Raw genomic sequence first — 23601 nt, forward strand, 5'->3', positions numbered from 1 at the left:
CGATGGTGACCTATATCGAGGCCTTTTCCGCGCCGATGAAGAACACGGGCGTGATCCGGCTTTACGGCGGCGAGGCATTCGAGGGCATGCGCAAGGCGTGCCAGTTGACGGCGCGCGCGCTGGACGAACTCTATCCACTGGTCAAGCCCGGCGTCTCGACCGACGTGCTCGACCGCTTCGTCTTCGAATTCGGCATGGACCACGGCGCCATTCCCGCCACCCTGAACTATCGCGGCTACACCAAGTCCTGCTGCACCTCGATCAACCACGTCGTCTGTCACGGCATTCCCAACGACAAGCCGCTGCGCGAAGGCGACGTCGTCAACATCGACGTCACCTACATCCTCGACGGCTGGCATGGCGATTCCAGCCGCATGTACCCGGTCGGCCAGATCAAGCGCGCGGCGGAGCGACTCCTGGAAGTGACGCACGAGTGCCTGATGCGCGGAGTGGCGGCGGTGAAGCCCGGCGCGCGCACCGGCGCCATCGGCGAGGCAATCCAGAAATTCGCCGAGGCCGAGCGCTGTTCGGTCGTGCGCGATTTCTGCGGTCACGGCCTCGGCCGCCTGTTTCATGACGCCCCGAACATCCTCCACTACGGCCACGCCAACGAGGGCCCGGAACTGAAGGAGGGCATGGTCTTCACGATCGAGCCGATGATCAATCTCGGCCGCCCGCACGTGAAGGTGCTGTCGGACGGCTGGACGGCGGTGACCCGCGACCGATCGCTCTCCGCCCAGTACGAGCATGCCGTCGGGGTTACGGCCGACGGCTGCGAGGTCTTCACGCTCTCGCCGGGCGGTCTCGATCGCCCCGGCCTTCCCGGATAGGTTCCCATGGCCAAACCTCCCGCTCCGACTGGTGAGATCGCGACCGCCGACAAGGCGCACCAGGCAGCGGCGGGACAGGCCGGACCGCTCCTCGACGACGATGGCGAGGACGACCGCGGTCATTTCGCCGAGCACCGGCCCGCACCGAAGATTTCCGCAAAAAGCCGCTCGTTGCCGGACGACCAGGCGCACTATCACGGCCATCGCGAGCGGCTGCGCAACCGCTACCGCGACCACGGCGAGGCGGCGCTGGCCGACTACGAGATCCTGGAACTGCTGCTGTTCCGATTGATTCCGCGGCGCGACACCAAGCCGATCGCCAAGGCCCTGCTCGACCGCTTCGGTACGCTTGCGGGCGTGCTCGGCGCGGCGCCGGCGCTGTTGCAGGAGGTCAGGGGCATCGGCGAGGCGGTTGCGCTCGACCTGAAGCTGATTGCAACGGTGGCGCAGCGCATGCTCAAGAGCGAGCTGCGCAACAAGCAGGTGCTCGGCTCCTGGTCCGAGGTCATCCGCTATTGCCATGCTGCCATGGCGCACGAGAGCCGCGAGCAGTTCCGCCTGCTCTTCCTCGACAAGCGCAACGCCCTGATTGCCGACGAGGTGCAGGGACACGGCACCGTCGACCACACGCCCGTCTACCCGCGCGAGGTGGTCAAACGGGCGCTGGAGCTGTCGGCCACCGCGATCATTCTCGTCCACAACCACCCATCCGGCGATCCCACCCCCTCCCGTGCCGACATCGACATGACAAGGACCATCATCGACACCGCCAGGCCGCTCGGCATCGTCGTCCACGACCACATCATCATCGGACGCGACGGCCATGCGAGCATGAAGGGACTGAAGCTGATCTAGATCGCGGCTCTCGATGAAAAAGGCCGCCTCTTCGGCGGCCCGTTTCCCGTTGTTCGACGGCGACAAGGCCCGGACTGGCCCGGGCCTGGTCGTCCGCATCAGCTCTGTGGCGGCATGATCACGCTGTCGATGACGTGGATGACGCCGTTCGACGCGCCGATGTCGGTCGCCGTGACATTGGCGTCGTTCACCTTCACCGCACTGCCGTCGACCTGGATATCGATCGCCTTGCCGTTGACGGTCTCGGCCTCGTCCAGCTTTGTGACGTCGGCCGCCATCACCTTGCCGGGCACGACGTGATAGGTCAGAACGCTCACCAGCTTTTCCTTGTTCTCGGGCTTCAGCAGGTCATCCACTGCCCCGTCGGGCAGCTTGGCAAATGCCTCGTCCGTCGGCGCGAACACCGTGAACGGGCCCTCTCCCTTCAGCGTTGCGACCAGATCGGCGGCCTCGAGCGCAGCCGCCAGCGTGTTGAACTGGCCCGCGCCGACGGCGGTGTCGACAATGTCCTTGTCCCCCGCCTGTGCGGGCAGAGCGGCCGCGGCAATGGTGAACAACGCGCCAGCGATTGCTTGCTTCATCTTCATCATCATCGTTCTCCTTGCGTGAACTTTACTTGCCTTTGGAAAGGCAATGAGTTTTCATATCAGGAAAATATGTTTTCCTTCTACTCAAGTTTTCGTGAAACGAAACCACCTTTAATCGTGAATTAAACATTCTCTCGAAAATGGTCATGGCAGGAAAAGGAGACGAGGCGTGCTGTCAGACACACTCACCAACGAGTTGGAGCGCTACCGCATCGGTCCCCGCATCAAGGCCCTGCGCCTGAAGAAGAAGATGGGGCTGGTCCAGCTCGGCACCCACACCGGATTGTCGTCGGCGATGCTGTCCAAGATCGAACGCGGCCAGTTGTTTCCGACCCTGCCGACGCTGTTGCGAATCGCACTGGTGTTCGGCGTCGATCTCGATCATTTCTTTGCCAAGGAAGGGCCACGGCTGGCGGTGACGCGCAGAGGCGGGCGGCTGCGCCTTCCGATACCGCCCGGTGAAGACAAGAGCCCTTCCTACCTCTTCGAGAGCCTGGACTATCCCTTCCCCGAGCGCCGCATGGAAGCCTATCTCGCCGATTTCTCGGGCGCGGCCGGACCGTCCAGGCCGCATCGGCACGGAAGCGCGGAGTTCGTCTACGTCCTGACCGGCCGGCTGAATGTCACCGTCGACGGCGAGGTGGTCGTGCTTGACGAGGGCGACGCCCTGCATTTCGACTCGGGCGTACCGCACAGCTATTGCCGCGGGAACGACGGCGACTGCACCGCCATCGTCGTGACGACACCATAAGCGAGATATCCCGCACACTTATGATTTATTTTCATAATTATGTGGACGCTTCCTCATAAAATACATCAGCATCCTGACAGGTGTGTCACAGCCACCGGGCCCTGCGGAACAGCCGGTACAGCGTCACACACAGCAGTAGGATCACGGCGAGCACGACGAAGTAGCCGTAGCGAAAGGACAGCTCCGGCATATCCTGGAAATTCATGCCGTAGATCCCGGCGATCGCCGTCGGCACGGCCAGGATCGCGGCCCACGAGGCCAGCTTGCGGGCGATGATCGTCTGCTCCGACTGGCCGATCATCAGGCTGGCCTCGAAGGTGAAGGCAAGCACCTCCCGCAGCGTGTCGATATCCTCCTGCACGCGCCGGACATGGTCGGTCACGTCGCGGAAGAGGTTGTGCAGCGACGCATCCATGCCCGGCAGGTCCAGATGCTCGTGCCGGCGGCAGACGTCGACGAGCGGCACCACGGCGTTGCGCAGGCGCAGCAGGTTGCGGCGCAGCAGGTAGAGCCGTTCGATGTCGGCCTTGGCCAGCTGCTCGCGCAGAAGCCGTTCCTCGAGCGTCTCGATCTCGTCGTGGATCCGCTCGATCACCGGCATGTAGTTGTCGACGATGAAGTCAAGGATCGAATAGAGGATGTAGTTCTCGCCGTGTGCCAGCGCCACCGGCGATGACTCGCAGCGCTGCCGCACGAGATTGTAGGAACTCGAGGCGCCGTGGCGCACGGAAACGACATAGCCCTTGCCGACGAACAGGTGCGTTTCGCCGAAGACGATCTCGTCGCCCATCATGTGCGCGGTCCGCGCCACCACGAACATCGCGTCGCCGTAGATCTCCAGCTTCGGCCTCTGGTGCGCGTGGCGGGCGTCCTCGATCGCCAGCTCGTGCAGGTCGAACTCGGCCTGGACCTCGCGCAGCAGGGCATCGTCGGGCTCGTGCAGGCCGATCCAGATGACCGCCCCGTCGCGCCGGCGCCACTCTGCCGCCTCCTCGATGGCGATGTCGGCGACGCGCTGGCCTTCCTCGTACACCGCGGCGGCGACGACGCCGGGACGATGATGCGCGATCGGCCGCGGCTCGCCGGTCGTCTGCTCGCTCCCGCCGGCAGCCACTGCCGGCGCCCCCCGGACGTCGTGCACGGTCATCATCAAGCCCTCCACGGCACGTGCGATCACTATAGCACGGCGCAATCACGCGAAAGAATGATGCAGGAGGACACGCGTGCGGGGGCTTTGTTAAGCGATGACATGGCGGTATAGATCGTGGCGGCGTTTGCCGCAGTGCACAACGATTCTGCCAGGAACCGGAAGCCGTCCATGCAACAGTTTGATCTCGTCGTCGTCGGCAGCGGCCCCGCGGGGCGAAGGGGCGCCATCCAGGCCGCCAAGCTCGGCCACAAGGTGCTCGTCATCGAGCAGGGCAAGCGGGTCGGCGGCGTCTCCGTCCACACCGGCACGATCCCCTCCAAGACCCTGCGGGAAACGGCGCTGAACCTGACCGGCTGGCGCGAACGCGGCTTCTACGGCCGCGCCTACCGCGTCAAGGAGGAGATCAGCGCCGACGACCTGCGCCGGCGGCTGCTGATCACGCTCGACCACGAGGTGGAGGTGCTGGAGCACCAGTTCGCCCGCAACCGCGTGCAGCATCTGCGCGGCAAGGCGAGCTTTCTCACCCCCGACACGCTGCAGGTGGTCAAGGACGACGGTGAGATCCTGCATGTCGGCGGCCGGCGCATCCTGCTGGCGGTCGGCACCAAGCCCTACCGCCCGGCCAGCATCCCCTTCGACGGCAAGGCCATCGTCGACAGCGACGAGCTGCTGGACATCGAGGAACTGCCGCGCTCGCTCGCGGTCATCGGCGCCGGCGTCATCGGCATCGAATACGCCACCATCTTCAGCGCGCTCGACGCCCAGGTGACGGTCGTCGACCCCAAGGAGTCGATGCTCGACTTCATCGACCGAGAGATCGTCGAGGACTTTACCTACCAGCTGCGCGACCGCAGCATGAAGTTGCTGCTCGGCACGAAGGCGGAGAAGGTCGAGAAGCTCGATAACGGCAAATGCTCGATCACGCTCGACAACGGCCGCGGCGTGACCTGCGACATGGTGCTCTATGCCGCCGGCCGGATGGGCGCCACCGACACGCTCGACCTCGCCGCCGCCGGCCTCACGGCCGACGAGCGCGGCCGGCTGAAGGTCAACCCCGAGACCTTCCAGACGGCGGTGCCGAACATCTACGCCGCCGGCGACGTCGTCGGCTTCCCGAGCCTTGCCTCGACATCGATGGAACAGGGCCGCATCGCCGCGCGCGTCGCCGTCGGCGCCATCGCCATGGAACCGCAGAAATACTTTCCCTACGGCATCTATGCCGTGCCGGAGATCTCCACCTGCGGCCTGACCGAGGAAGAGGTAAAGGAGCGCGGTATCCCCTACGAGTGCGGCATCGCCCGTTTCCGCGAAACCTCGCGCGGCCACATTATGGGGCTCGATTCCGGCCTGCTGAAGATGATCTTCTCGCTGAAGACGCGGCGCCTGCTCGGCGTCCACATCGTCGGCGAAGGCGCGACCGAACTCGTGCACATCGGCCAGGCGGTGCTGAACCTGAAGGGCACGGTCGAGTACTTCGTCGAGAACACCTTCAACTACCCGACGCTCGCCGAGGCCTACAAGATCGCCGGCCTTGACGCCTGGAACCGCATGGGCGAGATCAAGCCGGCCGCGTCGAACTGAGGGCTCCTCGGGCGGCGGTCCACGCCGACCCCGCGCGGCCGGGCCGGCACCACGGTCCTGCCGGGACGCTCAGCCGAATGCCTGGTCGTGCTGCGGCACGCCGTCGGTGATCTCGTAGTAGTCGCCCTTGTCGGCGCAGAAGATGTGGCAGGCAAGCTTCAGACCGGTCGGCTGGTCGAACGCTCCCGCCATGATCGAGGTGTAGTCGGAGCCGTCGCCCTTCCAGAACAGCGCCGAGCCGCAGGTGGCGCAGAAGCCGCGGCTGGCCGTTTCGCTCGCCCGGTACCAGCGCACATTGTCGCCGCCCTCGAGCTGCAACTCGTCGTCCCTGACATTGGTCGCCGCGTAGAAGTGGCCGGTCTGCCGGCGGCACTGGCTGCAATGGCAGGCCACCACTCCGCGCAGCGGCCCGCTGGTGCGAAAGCGAACCGCGCCGCAGAGGCAATGCCCCGTGTGGGTCTCGCTCATCCCGTCCTCCCGTCCCCTCGCCCTTGGCCCGTGTCCGAGCCCGGCGTCACCCAAAAACAAACCGGGCCAGCTTTGCGAGCCGGCCCGGTTAAGTCAAATTCAGAAATTTCACGAGTATTTTCAATACCGTTGATAGACGGCGCCAAACCGTGAACGAAAGACGATCAGGCGTTCACCACCATGCGCTTTTCGTCGCGTCCGCTCTTCAGCCGCTCGGCCAGCAGGAACGCCAGTTCCAGTGCCTGGTCGGCGTTGAGGCGCGGATCGCAATGGGTATGGTAGCGGTCGGCGAGATCGTCGCCGGACAGCGCGCGGGCGCCGCCGGTGCACTCCGTCACGTCCTTGCCGGTCATCTCGACATGGATGCCGCCCGGATGGGTGCCCTCGGAGCGGTGGATCTGGAAGAAGCTCTCCACCTCCGACAGGATCCGTTCGAACGGCCGGGTCTTGTAGCTGTTGAGGGTGATGGTGTTGCCGTGCATCGGGTCGCACGACCAGATCACCTTCTTGCCCTCGCGCTCGACCGCGCGGATCAGCCGCGGCAGGTTCTCGGCGACCTTGTCGTGGCCGAAGCGGCAGATCAGCGTCAGGCGGCCGGCCTCGTTGGCCGGGTTGAGGATGTCGATCAGCTCGAGGAGCCCGTCCGCCGTCAGCGACGGGCCGCACTTCAGGCCGATCGGGTTCTTGATGCCACGGCAGTATTCGATATGGGCATGGTCCGGCTGGCGGGTACGGTCGCCGATCCAGATCATGTGGCCGGAGGTGGCGTACCAGTCGCCCGAGGTCGAATCCACCCGCGTCAGCGCCTGCTCGTAGCCGAGCAGCAGCGCCTCGTGGCTGGTGAAGAAATCGGTCTCGCGCAGGCTCGGGTGGTTTTCCGAGGTGATGCCGATCGCCTTCATGAAGTCCATCGTCTCGGAGATGCGGTGGGCGAGCTTGCGATAGCGCTCCGCCTGCGGGCTGTCCTTGACGAAGCCCAGCATCCACTGGTGCACGTTCTCGAGGTTGGCATAGCCGCCCATCGCGAAGGCGCGCAGCAGGTTCAGCGTCGCCGCCGACTGGCGGTAGGCCATGATCTGCCGTTCGGGGTTCGGGACCCGCGCCTCCTCGGTGAACTCGATGCCGTTGATGATGTCGCCGCGATAGGACGGCAGGCTCACCTCGCCCTGCTTCTCGATGTTCGACGAGCGCGGCTTGGCGAACTGCCCGGCGATCCGGCCGACCTTGACGACCGGCTGCTGCGAGCCGAACGTCAGCACCACCGCCATCTGCAGGAAGGCGCGGAAGAAGTCACGGATCGTGTCGGCGCCGTGCTCGGCGAAGCTCTCGGCACAGTCGCCCCCCTGAAGCAGGAAGCCGTTGCCCTCGGCGACGTTCGCAAGCGCGCTCTTCAGCCGCCGCGCCTCGCCGGCGAAGACGAGCGGCGGGTAGGATGCGAGCTGCTCCTCGGTCGCAGAAAGCGCCGCGGCGTCCGGGTAGTCCGGCACCTGCTGGATCGGCTTCTGCCGCCAGCTGTTCGGGGTCCAAGTCTGTGCCATCTAACTCACCTGTCTGGTGGCAACGACCGTTCGGCCGCTACCCGTCTTGTTTGGGGATGCGGGCTTATAGACTGTATTGCCCGGCTTGCATAGCCGCCCGCGGCTCAGACGCGCTCGCCGTTCCGCACCCGGTAGCTCGGCTGGTACATTGTCACCAGTTCCTCGGCCGCCGTCGGATGCACCGCCATCGTCCGGTCGAAGTCGTCCTTCGTGCAGCCTGCCTTGAGGGCAATGCCGAGCAGCTGCGCCATCTCGCCCGCTTCATGGCCGAGGATATGCACGCCGAGCACCTTCCGGTCGGCCGCATTGACGACGATCTTCATGATCGTGCGCTCCTGCCGACCGGACAGCGTGGCCTTCATCGGCCGGAATTCGGCGCGATACACCTCGAGCTCGGGAAACGCCCTGGCCGCCGCCTCCTCGGTCATGCCGACCGTGCCGATGTCCGGCTGCGCGAACACGGCGGTGGCGATAAGGTCGTGATCCGGGCTGGTCGGCCGGCCGCGAAACTCGGTGTCGATGAAGCACATGGCCTCGTGGATCGCGACCGGCGTCAGCTGCACGTGGTTCGTGACGTCGCCGACCGCAAAGATGCCGGGCACATTGGTGCGCGAATACGCATCGACCACGATCGCACCGCCCGCATCCATCTCGACACCGGCCTTTTCCAGGCCGAGCCCGGTCGTGTTGGGCACGCGCCCGAGCGCCAGCATCACCTGGTCGACAAGCAGTTCCTCGCCTTTCAGTGTCCGCACCCGGCGTCCGCCGTCAGCGGTCTCGGACACCTCCTTGATCACGTCCTCGCAGAGAATGCGGATGCCCTTCTCCTCCATCGCCTTGTGCAGCCCCTGGCGCATGTCGTGGTCGAACCGCGACAGGATCTCCTTGCCGCGGTAGATCAGGGTCGTGTCGACGCCGAGGCCGTGGAAGATGCCGGCGAACTCGACCGCGATATAGCCGCCGCCGGCGATCAGCACCGACTTCGGCAGCTGCGCCAGATCGAAGGTCTCGTTCGAGGTGATGCAGAGCTCGTGCCCCGGCAGGTCCCTGTGCGGAGAGGGATGGCCGCCCGTGGCGATCAGGATCCGCTCGGCGGTCACCTCGCGGTCGAGCGCGGTGAGCCGGATCGAGTTCGGTCCGGTCAATTCAGCCCGCGTGTCGAGGATCGTCGCCCCGGCGTTGTCGAGCCCCTTGCGATAGAGCCCCTCCAGCCGCGTGATTTCCTGTTCCTTTGCCGCAACGAGCGCCTTCCAGTCGAAGCTCGTCTCCCCGACGCTCCAGCCGAACCCGGCTGCATCTTCGAAATGCTCGCTGAACTGCGAGGCATAGACGTAGAGCTTCTTCGGCACGCATCCGCGAATGACGCAGGTGCCGCCATAGCGCGACTCCTCGGCGATCGCCACCCGCTTTCCCATCGCCGCCGCAAGCCGCGCCGCCCGCACGCCGCCGGAACCGCCGCCGATCACGAAGAGGTCAAAGTCGAAGGCTGGCATCGCGGAACTCCTGGGCTAAATCAACCGGTTAAGGGAAACGGCGCAGCGGGTCCGCCATGCCGGAAGCCGTGATATAAGTTCCGCCTGCCCCAAAATGAAGGGCCCGGATCGCTCCGGGCCCCGATATCGGCATTGACGGCCTTCAGTTCTTCGGCGTCTCGCCTTCCGCCTTCCGCAGCGCCCCGATCTCGGCCTCGAGCCTCTTGTCGCTGTTCACCGCCAGGTCACGCGACATGCCCTGCGTCCAGATGTCGGCGGCCTTCATCACTTCGCGCGCGGCGAGCGGGCCGGACTGAAGCAGCTTCTTGCCGGCGGGCGAGGTGTAGAACGCGGCGATCGCGTTCAGTTCCTCGACCGTGAAGGTCTTGGCGTAGATGTTGGCCGCCTCGCGCTCGAGGTCGGCCCGGCGCGCGGCAAGCGCGATGGCCTCTTCGTCGACGGTCTTGTTGATCAGTTCGCCATAGTTCGGCGTCGACTGGATCAGCGTGCCCTTCAGGCTCTCGGCGATGCGCGGCAGGATGCCGTCGAACTGGGCGGTCGCGTTCAGCGCGTCCATGGCCGCGCGCGCGGCCTTGATCTGCTCCTCGGTCACGTCCTGCGCCATCGCGGATCCGGCGAAGGCAGCGGATGCGACCAGCGTCGCGGCAAGGGTACGGCGGAAGCCGGTGAAGATGGTCATGTTGGTCGATGCTCCTAGTCTAGTTGCCCGCTGTCAGCGTCCGCGCACCAGCCTGCCCGGCAATGATGGCAAGCGAAGCCATGTTGATGAACAGGCCGTGCTCGACGACGCCGGGAATCCAGTTCAACGCACTGGCCAGCGCCTCTGCATCAGGAATACGGCCAAAAGATGCGTCGAGGATGTGGTGACCGCCATCGGTGGTGAAGTAGATGTCGCCGGAACGGCGAACGTCGATCGCCCCGGAAAGGCCGAGCCGCGAGGCGCTGCGTTCGATCGCAATCCGCGTTGCGACCAGGCCGAACGGATTGACCTCGATCGGCAGCTTGAAGGCGCCGAGCGTGTCGACAACCTTCGATTCGTCGGCGATCACGATCATCCGTGCGGACGCGCCGGCCACGATCTTCTCGCGCAGCAGCGCCCCGCCGCCGCCCTTGATCAGCCGCAGCTGGCCGTCCACCTCGTCGGCGCCGTCGATCGTCAGATCGAGTTCTGGCAGTTCGTCCAGGGACTTGAGCGGAACGCCCAGTTCGACGCACAGCCGCGCCGTCCGCTCCGAGGTCGGCACGCCGACGACGGTCAGGCCGCCGGCCACCCGTTCCGCCAGCAACCGCACGAACTCCTCGGCGGTCGAGCCGGTGCCGATGCCGAGCCGCATGCCGTCCTCGACATGCGCAAGCGCGGCTTCTGCAGCCTTGATCTTCATTTCGCGGGCGTCCATCCGCCTCTTGCTCCCTCAAAAACTCCGCCGACAAGCGGCTGATGTCGGGTGTGACACTTACACGCCATCTGGCGCAAACAAAAGCCAAATTCCGCCGCTCACCCGGAATTGACGGGTGACGATCGACGCCGGCAGCGGCCCGCGGCGATTGCAATCCGGCGGCCGTTCGCTTACCTCCGGAAGAGACGCCCCAGCAAAGGACAGAACGTGACCGCTCCCCTTGTCGTCTTCGATCTCGACGGTACCCTCATCGACACCGCGCCTGACCTCGTGTCCAGCCTCAACCACACGATCGGCACCGCGGGCCTCGATCCGGTCAGTTATGCCGACCTGACCTATCTCGTCGGCCATGGCGGCCAGGTGATGATCGAGCGGGCCTTTGCCCTGCGCGGCCGGGAGCTGCCGCGGCAGGACCTCGCCGGCATGATGGGCGTCTTTGTCGAGCACTACGCGCAGGGCATGCCCGGGCAGTCGCAGCCCTATCCCGGACTTGTGCCGGCGCTGGACCGGCTCGAGCAGGCCGGATTCCGGCTTGCCGTCTGCACCAACAAGCTGGAGGGGCTGGCAAGGCGCCTGCTGAACGGCCTCGGCCTGACGTCGCGGTTCGCCACGATCACCGGCGGCGACACGTTCGCCGTGCGCAAGCCCGATGCCACCCATCTTTTGGAAACGGTGCGTCTGGCCGGCGGCGACCCGGGCCGCACCGTGATGATCGGCGACAGCCTCAACGACGTCCTCGTCGCCCGCAATGCCGGTGTCCCGTCGATCGGCGTGCCGTTCGGCTACTCCGATGTCGCCATCGCCGCCCTGGAGCCGAACCATGTCATCGACAGCTTCGACGACCTCCATCCCGAACTGGTGGACAGGCTGATCGCCCGCGCCGCCGCAGCCTGACCGCCGCGCCAAGCCCGAAACGCTGAAGGCCCGCGCCGTTGCCGGTGCGGGCCTTCCCGTTTCTTGGCCGGACCCTTCCGGCTCAGCTCTGGGCCTGCCGGGCCACGCGTGTCGCCTCGATCGCCTTGCGCATGTAATCGTCGCGGCCGTAGACGTCGTCGAAGAACTCGACCTTGCCATCCTTGTTCGGCCAGGCTGTGAAGTAGGACACATAGACCGGGATCCGCTGCGGCACGCTGACGGCCTTGTTGCGGCCGTTCCTGATCTCAGCCGAGACGTCGTCCACGCTCGTGCCGAGCACGGCGGCTGCCATCAGCCGCGGGTCGGAGAGCCGCACGCAACCATGGCTGAGTGCCCGCATGTCCTTCTTGAAATAGCTCTTCGAAGGCGTGTCGTGCATGTAGATTGCATGCGCGTTGGGGAACAGGATCTTCAGGTCGCCCAGCGCGTTGTCGTCGCCCGGCGGCTGGCGCACGGCCACGCCCTTGGTCGAGCTCCAGTCGATCTGCGTCGAGGAGACGGGGCGCCCGTTGAGCTCCACCTCGTAGCCCAGCCGGTCCAGGTAGGCCGGGTCCGAGCGCAGCTTCGGCAGCATCTCGTTGATGATGATCGACTGCGGAACGCCCCAGTAGGGATTGAATTCCACCGTCTGGATCTCGTCCTGGAAGAAGTAGGTCTGGTTGGCCTTCGAACCGACGACGACGCGCATCGAGAACTGCTCGCCGCCCTTCTCGTGGTAGTAGGCCATGTAGGCCGGCTGGTTGATGAAGACATAGCGCGCGCCGAGATCGGCCGGCAGCCAGCGCGCCTGCTCCATCGCCACCTGGACCTTGAAGATCTTGTCGGCGAGGCTGTCGCCGCCCGTCAGCTGCCGGATCGTCGCGCGCCCGACGATGCCGTCCGGCTTCAGGCCCTGCGTCTTCTGGAAGCCCTCGACGAGCGCAACGAGGTCCGGCGTGTAGTCCGGCGTGCCGGCATAGGCCGCAATCGTGGCCGAGTGCTCGGCCTTCAGGTCCGCAGAACCGTGCTTGAGAACGCCCTTGACGATGTTTGCCAGCTCCGGGTTGCTCTGGCCCGGCTTCAGCAGCGTGCCGTCGGCGATCACCACCGGGTCTGCGGCGTCGCTCTCGGCCTTCAGCGCCTTCAACTCGGCCATCAGCGCCTGGAAATGGCTGCCCGACGGCGCGCGGCTCCGGAGGTAGGCGGAAACGTCCGGGCTCAGCGAGACGTTCTGCAGCGCGGCCACCAGGTTGACAGGCTTGCGCACGAAGTCGTGGTAGCCGGAAATCTTGTTCGGATTGATCCGCCCCCGGACGGTGTCGAGGATGTAGGTGGCGACGGCGGCGGACAGGTTGACCTCGAAGTCCGCCAGCTCCTGGTAGCGCGCCACCATGTCGCCGCTGTCGTACACGGCCGAGGGAACCTCCACCGCATAGTCCTGCGGGTCCAGTCCGACCGCGCCGGCATCGGCCAGCACCGACAGCGCCGACCGGGCGCGGTCGTTGATCTGGCTGCCGGAGATCCAGGTCAGCCCGACATTGCGGCCGTAGAACGCCTCGACGGCCTTGGAGCTTTCGACGGGAGCCAACGCCCTGACGGAGGCGAATTCGCGCCGCACATCGCCCTCGGGGGAGCGCTCTTCCGCCGGCATCACCTCGGCGTGGATCGAGCCGGTCATCATCGGATCGGCGACCTTGGACAGGTCGATCGCCCGCAGACCCTCGGCCTTGTAGGTGTAGTAGGTCGGTCCGCTCACGCGCGGCAGCGGCGCGGGCTTGGCCGCCTGCTTCGTCATCGGCAGGGCCTGCAGGGGGTTGGGGAACGCGGGCCGTTCATGCCGCGTGCGGCTACCGAACAGGCGCTGGAGCAGCCCCTCCGCATGGGCCGGCGCTGCATCGACCGCCACGAAAGCGCAGGTTACCAGAAGCGCCGTCAGCGCCGCGGACTTTCTCAACATCATATCTGCTTCATTCCCGATGTACCGCCGATTGCAGCGGCTGACTGACATCTACCCGAACACGCGAGCCCGGTAATTATAGGACGCGACGGTGAATGAAAAGGAAATGCCGGCGGCAATGTGTCCACCTCGCCCGCGCGATCGCAGCTGAAGCAACGACGTCCCGGCCCGCTCAAAAATTTGAAAGCAAACGGAAAATTCGTCGCAATAGTTCCATTTAGCCTCTATCTCCGCATCGCCGTCCGATTTTGGCACGGCCCAGATTCCGCCAGCCTGTCACCGCACGGCAACAACTGCGAATCGTCGCCGCCCGCACCACCAGGCCGGTCGCCATCGCAGCCTCCCCAGACTAATCGATTTTAGCCGAAAGTCTGCGGCCGCATCGCGTTCCCGCCCCTTTACAATGACAGGGCTTCTGGGCCAGTAAGACCCCGGATTTTGAGCACGGCGCGCCGGCAGTATCGATTGCGCCGTCCGGCCACGCCGCGTCCATGCGGCGGCCGTGGCCGCCTTGACAAGGCATGGGCACAAAGCGGGAATCGCCATGACATCTACGCGTACGGAAACCGACACCTTCGGCCCCATCGAGGTCGACAGCAGCCGCTATTGGGGCGCGCAGGCGCAGCGCTCGCTCGGCAACTTCAAGATCGGCTGGGAGAAACAGCCGCTCTCGGTCGTGCGCGCGCTCGGCATCGTCAAGCAGGCGGCCGCCCGTGCCAACATGGCCCTTGGCCGCCTCGACCCGAAGATCGGCGAGGCGATCGTCGCCGCCGCCCAGGAGGTGATCGACGGCAAGCTTGATGACCACTTCCCGCTCGTCGTCTGGCAGACCGGATCGGGCACGCAGTCGAACATGAACGCCAACGAGGTCATCTCCAACCGCGCCATCGAGATGCTTGGCGGCGAGATGGGCTCGAAGAAGCCGGTGCACCCGAACGACCACGTCAACATGAGCCAGTCGTCGAACGACACCTATCCGACCGCCATGCATGTCGCCTGCGCCGAGCGCATCGTTCACCACCTGCTGCCCTCGCTGAAGCACCTGCACGCAGCGATCGAGGACAAGGTCAAGGCGTTCGACCACATCATCAAGATCGGCCGTACCCACACCCAGGATGCCACCCCGCTGACGCTCGGCCAGGAGTTCTCCGGCTACTCCGCCCAGGTCGCCTCCTCGATCAGGCGCATCGAGATGACCCTTCCCGGGCTGATGGAGCTTGCACAGGGCGGCACCGCCGTCGGCACCGGCCTGAATGCGCCCGTCGGCTTTGCCGAGAAGGTCGCCGACGAGATCGCCGGCATCACGGGCCTTGAATTCAGGACCGCGCCGAACAAGTTCGAGGCGCTCGCCGCCCACGATTCGATGGTGTTCTCGCACGGCGCGATCAATGCCGCCGCCGCCGCTCTGTTCAAGATCGCCAACGACATTCGCCTGCTCGGCTCCGGCCCGCGCTCCGGCCTCGGCGAACTGGCGCTGCCGGAAAACGAGCCCGGCTCCTCGATCATGCCCGGCAAGGTCAACCCGACCCAGTGCGAGGCGCTCACGCAGGCCTGCATCCAGGTGTTCGGCAACCACACCTCGCTGACCTTCGCCGGCAGCCAGGGTCATTTCGAGCTGAATGTCTACAATCCGCTGATGGCCTACAACTTCCTGCAGTCGGTCCAGCTTCTGGCCGACGCCGCCGTCTCGTTCACCGACAACTGCGTCGTCGGCATCGAGGCACGCGAGGACAACATCAAGGCTGCGCTCGAGCGTTCGCTGATGCTCGTCACCGCCCTCGCCCCGAAGATCGGCTACGACAACGCGGCCAAGATCGCCAAGACCGCGCACAAGAACGGCACGACGCTGCGCGAGGAAGCCGTCGGCGGCGGCTACGTCACCAACGAGGAGTTCGACGCGGTCGTGCGCCCCGAAAAGATGATCATGCCGGGCTGACCGGCACCCACCGCTCTCTTTTCAAGGCCCCGAAGGTTCGCCCTTCGGGGCCTTTATACTGACCGCGCCCACAGCATCGTTAATCATTCCCAAATCTTTTTTCCTTAATTTAACAACCCGAACGATGGAACCATGACAGGAGCCACCCATGAGCACGCCCGTAGCGCAGAAGGTCCAGGTGCCGGACATTGCGGCGCAGGTGACCTACGCAATGCGCATCATGGGCGTGGCGCCGATACCGCGGAACTATGAACTGTTCTACGAGGCCTATATCGGCTCCAGCCCGCAGCTGACGCGGGAGATCGCCGCGCTCGGCAACAGGGCCTCGCAGGAGGAACTCGACGCGATCGGCTCCAAGTTTTTCGGTCACCACCACCGCACCGAGGCGATCGACGGCGCCCACACCAAGATGGTGTCCCAACTCGAGAGTCTGCTGCATCTCCTGAAGCAGGAGCAGACGTCGCTCGAAAGCTACAACCGCCTCCTCGACGAAACCTACAGCCGCATCAGCAACAAGAACATCGCCAGCGCCGAGATCATCCGCGGCGTGATCCACGTGCTGACGCAGGCGACCGGCGACACCATTTCCCAAGGCAAGGAAATGGTCGAGAACGTCGCGCAGAAGTCGCGCGAGATGGACGTCGTCCGCCGCGAACTCGACGAATACAAGCGAATCGCCAACACCGACTCCCTGACGCAGCTCTCGAACCGCCGCGCCTTCGACGACAAGCTGGCCGACGCCTACAACAATCCGATGCTGAGCACCGTCACCGCGCTCGTGCTTGCCGACATCGACCATTTCAAGAAGATCAACGACACCTACGGCCACCCGGTCGGCGACAAGATCCTCGCCTCGGTCGGCAGCGTCATCCGCGCCAGCGTCCGCAAGGACATCTTCCTCGCCCGCACCGGCGGCGAGGAGTTCGCGATGATCGTCGAGGGCAATACCCAGGAGGAAGTGCTGGCGATTGCCGAACGCGTCCGCATCGCGCTCGAGCACACCCCCTTCAAGAACTCCAAGACCGGCGTCAACTACGGGCCGATCACCATTTCGCTCGGGCTCTGCATGGCGAGCGACGCCGAGGGACCGGCCGAGTTGTACACGAAGGCGGACATCGCGCTCTATTGCGCCAAGAACCGCGGCCGCAACCGCACCATGGCGTTCGAGGACGGCATGAAGAAGGAATTCTCCAAGAGCTGGCTGATCTACCGCAAGTAGCCCGCCGCCAGCCTGTCAGCGCCCCGGGCTCAGCTTTGCCCGCGGCCGCGCCGACACCAAGCCCCCCATGACCCGCACCCGGCGCGGTCGCGGCAAGCCCGGCCGGCTTTCCGGCTGGACAGGCGGCAGGGCGAGCGATAAAAGCCTTCCGTTTTCCGTGGTCCGAGAGGAGGCCGGCGCGCTTGCGCCCAGGTTGGCCGAGGATGCCGGCGATCCACTCGCCATCGTACCCGATAAGGAAACGGCGGCGCTGCGCTTTCGGACACGACCGGGACGGCCATTCGCCTTGGGCGGCGGGCGGCCGGGACAGGATCCGGATCGGTAGCGAGCCACTGAACGTGTGATCCAAGGCGGGGCTGGACCCGACGCCTGCAGGAATGAAGGACGCAAGATGAGCGGCGTGAATGAGATCCGGTCGGCCTTTCTCGACTATTTCCGCAAGAACGGGCACGAGATCGTCCCGTCCAGCCCGCTGGTACCGCGCAACGACCCGACGCTGATGTTCACCAATGCCGGCATGGTGCAGTTCAAGAACGTGTTCACCGGCCTCGAGCAGCGCCCCTATTCGACCGCGGCCACGGCGCAGAAGTGCGTGCGCGCCGGCGGCAAGCACAACGACCTCGACAATGTCGGCTACACCGCTCGCCATCACACCTTCTTCGAGATGCTCGGCAACTTCTCCTTCGGCGACTATTTCAAGGAGCGCGCGATCGAGCTGGCCTGGAACCTGATCACCAGGGAATTCGGCATCGACCGCGACCGGTTGCTCGTCACCGTCTATCACACCGACGACGACGCTTTCGGCCTGTGGAAGAAGATCGCCGGTCTGCCCGACAGCCGCATCATCCGCATCCCGACCAGCGATAACTTCTGGGCGATGGGCGATACCGGCCCCTGCGGCCCGTGCTCGGAGATCTTCTACGACCACGGCGACCACATCTGGGGCGGCCCGCCCGGCTCGCCGGAAGAGGACGGCGACCGCTTCATCGAAATCTGGAATCTCGTCTTCATGCAGTTCGAGCAGTTGACGAAGGAGGAGCGCGTCGACCTGCCGCGGCCGTCGATCGACACCGGCATGGGGCTGGAGCGCGTTGCCGCGCTGCTGCAGGGCAAGCACGATAATTACGACATCGACCTGTTCCGCGCGCTGATCGAGGCCTCCGAGGAGGCGACCGGCGTCGCTGCCGACAACCCCGAGCACCGCGCCAGCCACCGCGTGATCGCCGACCACCTCCGTTCGTCCGCCTTCCTGATCGCCGACGGCGTGCTGCCCTCGAACGAGGGCCGCGGCTACGTGCTGCGCCGCATCATGCGGCGCGCCATGCGCCACGCCCAACTGCTCGGCGCGCGCGAGCCTTTGATGTGGAAGCTGCTGCCGGCGCTGGTCCAGCAGATGGGCCGCGCCTATCCGGAGCTGCTGCGCGCCGAGGCACTGATCTCCGAGACGCTGAAACTGGAGGAAACCCGCTTCCGCAAGACGCTCGAGCGCGGCCTGTCGCTGCTGTCCGACGCCTCTTCCGACCTCGGCAAGGGCGACATCCTCGACGGCGAGACCGCCTTCAAGCTCTACGACACCTACGGCTTTCCGCTCGACCTGACGCAGGACGCGCTGCGCAACCGCGGCATCGGCGTCGACCTGACCGGCTTCTCGGACGCCATGGAGCGGCAGAAGGCCGAGGCCCGCAAGAGCTGGGCCGGTTCCGGCGACACCGCCTCGGAGACGATCTGGTTCGAGTTGAAGGAGAAGCACGGCGCGACGGATTTCCTCGGCTATGACACCGAGGCCGCCGAGGGCGTGGTCCAGGCGATCGTGCGCGACGGCGCCGTGGTCGAGTCCGCCTCGGCCGGCGACAAGGTCCAGCTCGTGCTCAACCAGACGCCGTTCTACGGCGAGTCCGGCGGCCAGATGGGCGACACCGGCGTGATCAGCACCGATCATGGCCGCCTCGTCGTGTCCGACACCCAGAAGAAGGCCGACGGCCTGTTTGTTCACTCCGCCGTCGTCGAGCAGGGTTCGATCAAGCTCGGCGACGCGGTCGCGCTGGACGTCGACCACGCCCGCCGCGCGCGGCTGCGCTCGAACCACTCGGCGACCCACCTCCTGCACGAGGCGCTGCGCGAGGTGCTCGGCACCCACGTCACGCAGAAGGGCTCGCTGGTCGCGCCCGAACGGCTGCGCTTCGACGTCTCGCACCCTAAGCCGATGTCGGCCGAGGAACTGAAGGTGGTCGAGGAGATGGCGAACGAGATCGTCGTGCAGAACACGGCGGTGACGACGCGGCTGATGAGCGTCGACGACGCCATTGCCGAGGGCGCGATGGCGCTGTTCGGCGAAAAGTACGGCGATGAGGTCCGCGTCGTGTCGATGGGAACCGGCATCCGCGGCAGCAAGGCCGGCAAGCCCTATTCCGTCGAGCTGTGCGGCGGCACCCACGTCGGTGCCACCGGCGAGATCGGCCTGGTCCGCATCGTCGGCGAGAGCGCTGTCGCCGCCGGCGTGCGTCGCCTCGAGGCGCTGACCGGCGAGGCCGCGCGCGCCTACCTCGCCGAGCAGGACGAGCGGGTGAAGTCGATCGCTTCCAGCCTCAAGGTCCAGCCGTCCGAAGTGCTGGCGCGCGTCGAGGTGTTGCTGGACGAGCGCCGCAAGCTCGAGCGCGAGCTGACCGAGGCCAAGAAGCGCCTTGCGCTCGGCGGCGGCGGCAACGGTGCCGAGGCCGTGCGCGAGATCGGCGGCGTCAAGTTCCTCGGCAAGGTCGTCACCGGGGTCGAGCCGAAGGACCTGAAGGGCCTGGCCGACGAAGGCAAGAAGGGTCTCGGCTCCGGCATCGTCGCCTTTGTCGGCGTTTCTCCGGACGACAAGGCCAGCGCTGTCGTCGCAGTCACCGACGACCTGACGGGGCGATTCAGTGCCGTCGACCTCGTCCGCATCGCCTCGGCCGCGCTCGGCGGGAAGGGCGGCGGCGGACGGCCCGACATGGCGCAGGCCGGCGGCCCGGACGGGCAGCGCGCCGGCGAGGCGATCGAGTCCGTGGCGGCAGCTCTCGCCGGCTGACCCCGGCAGGACGCGTTCAACCCCATCCGAGCGGCGGGCCTGTCCCGCCGTTCTCATTTGCGAAGTCTTCAGGCTTCGATGCTAGCGTCCCCGCACCGACGGAGTGTGGCACCTTGCTCGAAGTCCTCATCAGCATCCCGACAATCCTGGTCTGCACCCTGCTGGCGGCACTGGTCGCGGCCGTGTTCCTGACCCAGCACTGGTGGACGGCCCGCAGCGCCGGCGGGCCGGGCTATTGGTGCGTCTCGTCCTGGCTCGGCGCATCGGCCTGTGTCCTCCTCGCCTTGCGCGGTACGCTCGCGCCGGAACTGTCGATCGGCCTCGGCAACGCTCTGGTATGCATGGGCTACGGGTTCTGCTGGGCCGGCTTTCGCGCCTTCGACGACCATCGGGTGTCGGTCGCCACCGTCGCGGCGGGACCATTGATCTGGTGCGCGGCCTACCTGCTGTGGGATGCGTTCGCCGCCGACATGAACCTGCGCATCATCCTCCTCGCGTTGATCGTTCCCGCCTATTCGCTCGCGATCGCCCACGCACTGTGGCGCGGATGGAAGAAGGAGGCGCTGCCCTCGCGCCGGTTCGTTGCCACCCTGTTTGCTGTCCACGCCGTTGTCTATCTGCTGCGTATCCCCTTCGCCGTGTTCGCCCCGGTGCCGGTCGGTTCGGCGACGCACGTCGCGCCCTGGTTCCCGTTCTTTGCGCTGGAGATCTTCGTCCACACGATGGTCGGGGGCGTGGCGATACTGGTGCTGATCAAGGAACGCAGCGAGTTCGTCTTCCGCCATGCCGCGCGCTGTGACGCGCTGACCGGACTGCTCAATCGCGGAGCCTTCATGGACGAGGTGGCCGATCATCTGTCGCGCCGCCCGCAGAAGGGCGTGCTGATGCTGCTCGATCTCGACCATTTCAAGGGGGTCAATGATACCCACGGCCATCTTGCCGGCGACAAGGTCTTGCGCCGTTTCGCCTCGGCGGTCGCTGCGAAGCTGGACGGACCGATGGTGTTCGGCCGGTTCGGCGGCGAGGAGTTCGCCCTGTTCGCACCGCAGCTCGAACTCGACCGCGCCGTTCTCTTCGCCAACGCGCTGAAGGATGACGTGGCGGCACTGTCGGTCGGTCACTACAATGCGTTGATCGAGGTCACCACCAGCATCGGCCTCGCGCCGGCCGGACTTTTCGTCGGCAACCTCGACGATCTCGTTGCCGCCGCCGACTTTGCGCTCTACCGGGCCAAGGAGGAAGGACGCAACCGGGTCTGCGTCGCCGGCCCGACGGAAACGCTGATGCGGATGGCAAGCACCATGCGCGGCGGCGGGACAAGTGCCGTCCTGACGGCCAGCGCGGCCGGTTGACGGCAGCCTACCACATCGTCTTCGCCGCCCGGGCGGGCCAGTCGCGATCGTAGCGCTCGCCGTCGAAGCCCTCCTTCGCCGAGGCCAGCATCTGCCCCACGGTGGGAAGGCGCGCGGCGTCGCGGAACTTTTCCGGATTCCAGAGGTCGGCGCGCAGCACCGCGCGGCCGCATTGCGAATACACCGCCTCGACCGAGATCACCACCACCGAGCGCGGATGGCGCCCATCCATCTCGAACCGGCCGGTGAGCGCCTCGTCGATCCGCACCACCGCACAGCCGTTCACCCGCATCGTCGTGTTCGAGCCGGGCACGAGGAACAGCAGCGCCACGCGCGGGTCGCGCACGATGTTGCAGAGCGAATCGATGCGGTTGTTGCCGCGCCAGTCCGGCAGCATCAACGTGCGTTCGTCCTCGATGTGGATGACGCCGCCTGCGTCGCCGCGCGGCGAGCAGTCAAGGCCTTCCGGTCCGGCGGTCGCCAGCGCCACGAACGGCGAGGCCTCGATCATCGCGCGATATTCCGGCAACAGGAAATCGGTGACCTTGACCAACGAGGCTTCGCCCGGCTCGCCATACAGCGCGGTCAGTTGCTCCACGGTTGTCACGGTCGTCATGGCGGTCTCCGGCTGATTCGGCGGCGCGAGAATAGCATTTGTCCCGGCGCCCGATCGCATCCTTGCATGACGACCGCATGACGCGAAAGCCGTCAGGCCGCGGCAGCCAGCCTGTCCTCCGCCAGAAACGCCACGATGCGGTCGATCACCGGCTCGGCCGAGACGATCCGCCGGTGCCCGAATCCGTTCGCCCAGTGGACCGTGACGTTCGGCCCCGCCGCGCCGAAGCGACGGGCATGGCAAGCCGCCACCTCCTTGTCGTCCTCGGCATGGACGACCAGCATCGGCGCGATGAGCGTGCCGACCGAACGCGCCGCATCGAAGGCTTCGAGGGGGACCCCGGCGATCGTCTCGACATGGCCCTCAAGCGCGGCCTGCGCCTTCGGTCCGAGATGAAGCATCCTGCCGAGGTCCTTGAACAGCCAGGTCAGTTCGCTCGGCGATCCGATCGCCACCAGCCGGCGCGGCCGGTGGGCCGGTATCGCCGGGATCAGCCCGGCGGCCGCACAGGCGAGCGCAGCCCCGCCGAAGGAATGGCCGCAAAAGCTATCGAAGCCGCCGAAGCGCTTCCAGGCGGCATCGATCGCTTGCACCGCCATCGGCAGCGTCAGCGTGCGGCCGGAGGCGGCACCGTGCCCCGGCAGGTCGAGCGCGACGACCTCGTGACCGGCGGCAACCAGCCCGGCCGTCAGCGCCGAGAGATAGGCAGCCCGCGATCCCCAGCCATGGACCACCAGCACGCGTCCGTTGACCGGCTCGCAGGCACGCGCACGAAACCGGTGGGCCATCGCCCGCCCGCCGTCGAAGGCGACCGGCACGCGCTCGGCCTGCTGCATCCAGCCCTGCCATTGCGTCAGGAGCGCCCTCTCCTTGTCGCTCGACGGCCGGCGCGAGGGCGTGGTGGCGAAGATGCGGAAAGCAAGTCGGCCCGCGGCGTGCGGCGACACCGTCGCCACGGCGCCGAGCACGCGGCGGATGACCTTCAAGCCAAAGGATGCCATAGTGGGAATGCCTCAGAAATGTTCAATGATGAACAATAAAGTACAGCGATGAACAAAAATCAAGCCCTGCCCTGGGATCACCCGCGCTTCCGCAGCTGGGTCGGCGTCGCGCGCGCCTGCCAGCTGATGCAGCAGACGCTCGGCCGCGCCCTGTCCCATCTCGACATCAAGACCCCGCATCTCGATATCCTGATCAACCTCTACCGCTTTCCCGAGATCTCCCAGCAGGAACTGGCCCGCAAGCTGCTCGTCGGCCGGTCGAACATGAGCATGCTGCTGCCGCAGCTGGAAAAGCGGGGACTGATCCTGCGGACGCCGGATCAGAAGGACCGGCGCATCCTGCGGCTGGCGCTGACGGAAGATGGGCGGGCCGTCACCGAGGAGGCGATGGCGATCCAGGTGCGGCTGATCGAAAAGACGCTGTCGCAGACGCCGATCGACCAGTGCATGGCCTTGGCGGGCGCGATGGAAAACGTGATTGCGCTGCTCCTGCAGGAAGAGCGGGACGAAAACTGAGCGGCCGCGGACTCAGCGCGGCCGTTCCGCCCGGTCGCGCGTCATCCCCTTGTCGGCCAGTTCCTGCTCGTACGCCACGAACAGCGCCTCGCCCGTCTCGCCAAGTTCGCGCAGGTAGCTCCAGGTGTAGATGCCGGTATCGTGGCCATCGTCGAACCCGATACGGACGGCATAATTGCCGGTCGGCGTCACCGAGACGATGGCGACGTTGCGCTTGCCCGGTACGGTGACGCGCTGCCCGGGCCCATGCCCCTGCACTTCGGCCGAGGGCGACAGCACCCGCAGCATCTCCGCCGACAGGGCGAAGCTTTCGCCGTCGTCGAATGTCACGGTCAGCCGCTGGCGGTCGGTCGAGACCCGCAATTCGGTCGGCCAATATTCGCTCATTTCGCTCTCCGCGCCCTTCTC

21 protein-coding genes are annotated in these 23601 nt (G+C 66.1%); 10 read left to right on the plus strand and 11 right to left on the minus strand.

Going from position 1 to position 23601, the window contains the following annotated elements; translation table 11 throughout:
* Nucleotides 1-2: 2 nt before the first annotated feature.
* Together map and radC are read left to right on the plus strand one after the other, a co-directional pair.
* A complete protein-coding gene (map, locus tag ACXAGF_RS10185; protein ID WP_475016687.1) occupies nucleotides 3-830 on the plus strand; it encodes a type I methionyl aminopeptidase in 828 nt (275 codons plus the stop codon).
* A 6-nt stretch (nucleotides 831-836) separates the two neighbouring features.
* Entirely contained in the window at nucleotides 837-1685 is an 849-nt protein-coding gene (gene radC, locus ACXAGF_RS10190; protein ID WP_475016689.1) for a RadC family protein, read from the plus strand.
* Between the two features lie 98 nt (nucleotides 1686-1783).
* Here the strand turns inward: radC and ACXAGF_RS10195 are convergent, their stop codons facing one another.
* Nucleotides 1784-2266, minus strand: a complete 483-nt coding sequence (locus ACXAGF_RS10195) for a fasciclin domain-containing protein (RefSeq protein ID WP_475019255.1) — start codon at nucleotides 2264-2266, stop codon at nucleotides 1784-1786.
* A gap of 175 nt (nucleotides 2267-2441) precedes the next feature.
* Between ACXAGF_RS10195 and ACXAGF_RS10200 the strand changes: the two genes are divergently transcribed.
* Nucleotides 2442-3023 (plus strand): helix-turn-helix domain-containing protein, encoded by a 582-nt coding sequence (locus ACXAGF_RS10200; protein ID WP_475016691.1) that lies wholly within the window; start codon nucleotides 2442-2444, stop codon nucleotides 3021-3023.
* Nucleotides 3024-3108: 85 nt separating this feature from the next.
* Here ACXAGF_RS10200 and ACXAGF_RS10205 read toward each other — a convergent pair whose 3' ends face one another.
* A complete protein-coding gene (locus ACXAGF_RS10205) occupies nucleotides 3109-4173 on the minus strand; it encodes a magnesium and cobalt transport protein CorA (RefSeq protein ID WP_475016693.1) in 1065 nt (354 codons plus the stop codon).
* 168 nt (nucleotides 4174-4341) lie between these two features.
* Between ACXAGF_RS10205 and sthA the strand changes: the two genes are divergently transcribed.
* Nucleotides 4342-5754: a Si-specific NAD(P)(+) transhydrogenase gene (gene sthA / locus ACXAGF_RS10210; protein WP_475016694.1), complete on the plus strand. Its 1413-nt coding sequence runs from the start codon at nucleotides 4342-4344 to the stop codon at nucleotides 5752-5754.
* A 69-nt stretch (nucleotides 5755-5823) separates the two neighbouring features.
* Here sthA and ACXAGF_RS10215 read toward each other — a convergent pair whose 3' ends face one another.
* The 5 genes from ACXAGF_RS10215 to rpiA form a co-directional block, all read right to left on the minus strand.
* On the minus strand, nucleotides 5824-6222 hold the full coding sequence (locus ACXAGF_RS10215; RefSeq protein ID WP_475016696.1) for a GFA family protein: 399 nt from the start codon (nucleotides 6220-6222) through the stop codon (nucleotides 5824-5826).
* 164 nt (nucleotides 6223-6386) lie between these two features.
* Complete coding sequence (locus tag ACXAGF_RS10220; protein ID WP_475016698.1) at nucleotides 6387-7760, minus strand: class II 3-deoxy-7-phosphoheptulonate synthase; 1374 nt, start codon at nucleotides 7758-7760, stop codon at nucleotides 6387-6389.
* 104 nt (nucleotides 7761-7864) lie between these two features.
* Nucleotides 7865-9253, minus strand: coding sequence for a glutathione-disulfide reductase (gene gor / locus ACXAGF_RS10225; RefSeq protein WP_475016699.1), 1389 nt, complete (start codon nucleotides 9251-9253; stop codon nucleotides 7865-7867).
* 142 nt (nucleotides 9254-9395) lie between these two features.
* A complete protein-coding gene (locus ACXAGF_RS10230) occupies nucleotides 9396-9932 on the minus strand; it encodes a DUF2059 domain-containing protein (protein WP_475016700.1) in 537 nt (178 codons plus the stop codon).
* Between the two features lie 19 nt (nucleotides 9933-9951).
* Nucleotides 9952-10650, minus strand: a complete 699-nt coding sequence (gene rpiA, locus ACXAGF_RS10235; RefSeq protein ID WP_475016702.1) for a ribose-5-phosphate isomerase RpiA — start codon at nucleotides 10648-10650, stop codon at nucleotides 9952-9954.
* A 207-nt stretch (nucleotides 10651-10857) separates the two neighbouring features.
* Here rpiA and ACXAGF_RS10240 point away from each other — a divergent pair, with 207 nt between their 5' ends.
* Nucleotides 10858-11544 (plus strand): HAD family hydrolase, encoded by a 687-nt coding sequence (locus ACXAGF_RS10240; protein ID WP_475016703.1) that lies wholly within the window; start codon nucleotides 10858-10860, stop codon nucleotides 11542-11544.
* Nucleotides 11545-11626: 82 nt separating this feature from the next.
* Here ACXAGF_RS10240 and ACXAGF_RS10245 read toward each other — a convergent pair whose 3' ends face one another.
* The gene (locus ACXAGF_RS10245) at nucleotides 11627-13504 is read right to left on the minus strand and encodes a L,D-transpeptidase family protein (RefSeq protein WP_475016705.1); all 1878 of its coding nucleotides are present in this window, start codon (nucleotides 13502-13504) and stop codon (nucleotides 11627-11629) included.
* A 541-nt stretch (nucleotides 13505-14045) separates the two neighbouring features.
* Between ACXAGF_RS10245 and fumC the strand changes: the two genes are divergently transcribed.
* The 4 genes from fumC to ACXAGF_RS10265 all read left to right on the plus strand — a co-directional run bounded on the left by fumC (nucleotide 14046) and on the right by ACXAGF_RS10265 (nucleotide 21060).
* Nucleotides 14046-15437 (plus strand): class II fumarate hydratase, encoded by a 1392-nt coding sequence (gene fumC, locus ACXAGF_RS10250; protein WP_475016707.1) that lies wholly within the window; start codon nucleotides 14046-14048, stop codon nucleotides 15435-15437.
* Nucleotides 15438-15585: 148 nt separating this feature from the next.
* The gene (locus ACXAGF_RS10255; RefSeq protein ID WP_475016709.1) at nucleotides 15586-16656 is read left to right on the plus strand and encodes a GGDEF domain-containing protein; all 1071 of its coding nucleotides are present in this window, start codon (nucleotides 15586-15588) and stop codon (nucleotides 16654-16656) included.
* A gap of 391 nt (nucleotides 16657-17047) precedes the next feature.
* Nucleotides 17048-19708 (plus strand): alanine--tRNA ligase, encoded by a 2661-nt coding sequence (alaS, locus tag ACXAGF_RS10260; RefSeq protein WP_475016711.1) that lies wholly within the window; start codon nucleotides 17048-17050, stop codon nucleotides 19706-19708.
* A 113-nt stretch (nucleotides 19709-19821) separates the two neighbouring features.
* Nucleotides 19822-21060 carry a GGDEF domain-containing protein gene (locus tag ACXAGF_RS10265; RefSeq protein ID WP_475016713.1) on the plus strand — a complete coding sequence of 413 codons (1239 nt, stop codon included), beginning with the start codon at nucleotides 19822-19824 and terminating at the stop codon, nucleotides 21058-21060.
* A 7-nt stretch (nucleotides 21061-21067) separates the two neighbouring features.
* On the opposite strand, the gene ACXAGF_RS10270 is transcribed toward ACXAGF_RS10265, so the two are convergent.
* On the minus strand, nucleotides 21068-21676 hold the full coding sequence (locus tag ACXAGF_RS10270) for a pyridoxamine 5'-phosphate oxidase family protein (protein ID WP_475016714.1): 609 nt from the start codon (nucleotides 21674-21676) through the stop codon (nucleotides 21068-21070).
* 92 nt (nucleotides 21677-21768) lie between these two features.
* Nucleotides 21769-22677, minus strand: coding sequence for an alpha/beta hydrolase (locus tag ACXAGF_RS10275; protein ID WP_475016716.1), 909 nt, complete (start codon nucleotides 22675-22677; stop codon nucleotides 21769-21771).
* 48 nt (nucleotides 22678-22725) lie between these two features.
* Here ACXAGF_RS10275 and ACXAGF_RS10280 point away from each other — a divergent pair, with 48 nt between their 5' ends.
* Entirely contained in the window at nucleotides 22726-23193 is a 468-nt protein-coding gene (locus tag ACXAGF_RS10280; protein WP_475016717.1) for a MarR family winged helix-turn-helix transcriptional regulator, read from the plus strand.
* Between the two features lie 12 nt (nucleotides 23194-23205).
* On the opposite strand, the gene ACXAGF_RS10285 is transcribed toward ACXAGF_RS10280, so the two are convergent.
* Complete coding sequence (locus tag ACXAGF_RS10285; protein ID WP_475016719.1) at nucleotides 23206-23580, minus strand: gamma-butyrobetaine hydroxylase family protein; 375 nt, start codon at nucleotides 23578-23580, stop codon at nucleotides 23206-23208.
* Nucleotides 23581-23601: the final 21 nt, after the last annotated feature.

Source organism: Mycoplana sp. ABR4_002, assembly GCF_056159645.1.

Bases quoted from the DNA above. Each gene is read 5' to 3' on its own strand.
- ACXAGF_RS10205 (WP_475016693.1), bottom strand. From the start codon at position 4,173: ATGATGACCGTGCACGACGTCCGGGGGGCGCCGGCAGTGGCTGCCGGC.
- ACXAGF_RS10285 (WP_475016719.1), bottom strand. From the start codon at position 23,580: ATGAGCGAATATTGGCCGACCGAATTGCGGGTCTCGACCGACCGCCAG.
- map (WP_475016687.1), top strand. From the start codon at position 3: ATGGTGACCTATATCGAGGCCTTTTCCGCGCCGATGAAGAACACGGGC.
- ACXAGF_RS10255 (WP_475016709.1), top strand. From the start codon at position 15,586: ATGAGCACGCCCGTAGCGCAGAAGGTCCAGGTGCCGGACATTGCGGCG.
- rpiA (WP_475016702.1), bottom strand. From the start codon at position 10,650: ATGGACGCCCGCGAAATGAAGATCAAGGCTGCAGAAGCCGCGCTTGCG.
- fumC (WP_475016707.1), top strand. From the start codon at position 14,046: ATGACATCTACGCGTACGGAAACCGACACCTTCGGCCCCATCGAGGTC.
- ACXAGF_RS10220 (WP_475016698.1), bottom strand. From the start codon at position 7,760: ATGGCACAGACTTGGACCCCGAACAGCTGGCGGCAGAAGCCGATCCAG.
- sthA (WP_475016694.1), top strand. From the start codon at position 4,342: ATGCAACAGTTTGATCTCGTCGTCGTCGGCAGCGGCCCCGCGGGGCGA.
- ACXAGF_RS10280 (WP_475016717.1), top strand. From the start codon at position 22,726: ATGAACAAAAATCAAGCCCTGCCCTGGGATCACCCGCGCTTCCGCAGC.
- ACXAGF_RS10215 (WP_475016696.1), bottom strand. From the start codon at position 6,222: ATGAGCGAGACCCACACGGGGCATTGCCTCTGCGGCGCGGTTCGCTTT.
- radC (WP_475016689.1), top strand. From the start codon at position 837: ATGGCCAAACCTCCCGCTCCGACTGGTGAGATCGCGACCGCCGACAAG.
- ACXAGF_RS10195 (WP_475019255.1), bottom strand. From the start codon at position 2,266: ATGAAGCAAGCAATCGCTGGCGCGTTGTTCACCATTGCCGCGGCCGCT.
- ACXAGF_RS10245 (WP_475016705.1), bottom strand. From the start codon at position 13,504: ATGATGTTGAGAAAGTCCGCGGCGCTGACGGCGCTTCTGGTAACCTGC.
- gor (WP_475016699.1), bottom strand. From the start codon at position 9,253: ATGCCAGCCTTCGACTTTGACCTCTTCGTGATCGGCGGCGGTTCCGGC.
- ACXAGF_RS10275 (WP_475016716.1), bottom strand. From the start codon at position 22,677: ATGGCATCCTTTGGCTTGAAGGTCATCCGCCGCGTGCTCGGCGCCGTG.
- alaS (WP_475016711.1), top strand. From the start codon at position 17,048: ATGAGCGGCGTGAATGAGATCCGGTCGGCCTTTCTCGACTATTTCCGC.
- ACXAGF_RS10270 (WP_475016714.1), bottom strand. From the start codon at position 21,676: ATGACGACCGTGACAACCGTGGAGCAACTGACCGCGCTGTATGGCGAG.
- ACXAGF_RS10230 (WP_475016700.1), bottom strand. From the start codon at position 9,932: ATGACCATCTTCACCGGCTTCCGCCGTACCCTTGCCGCGACGCTGGTC.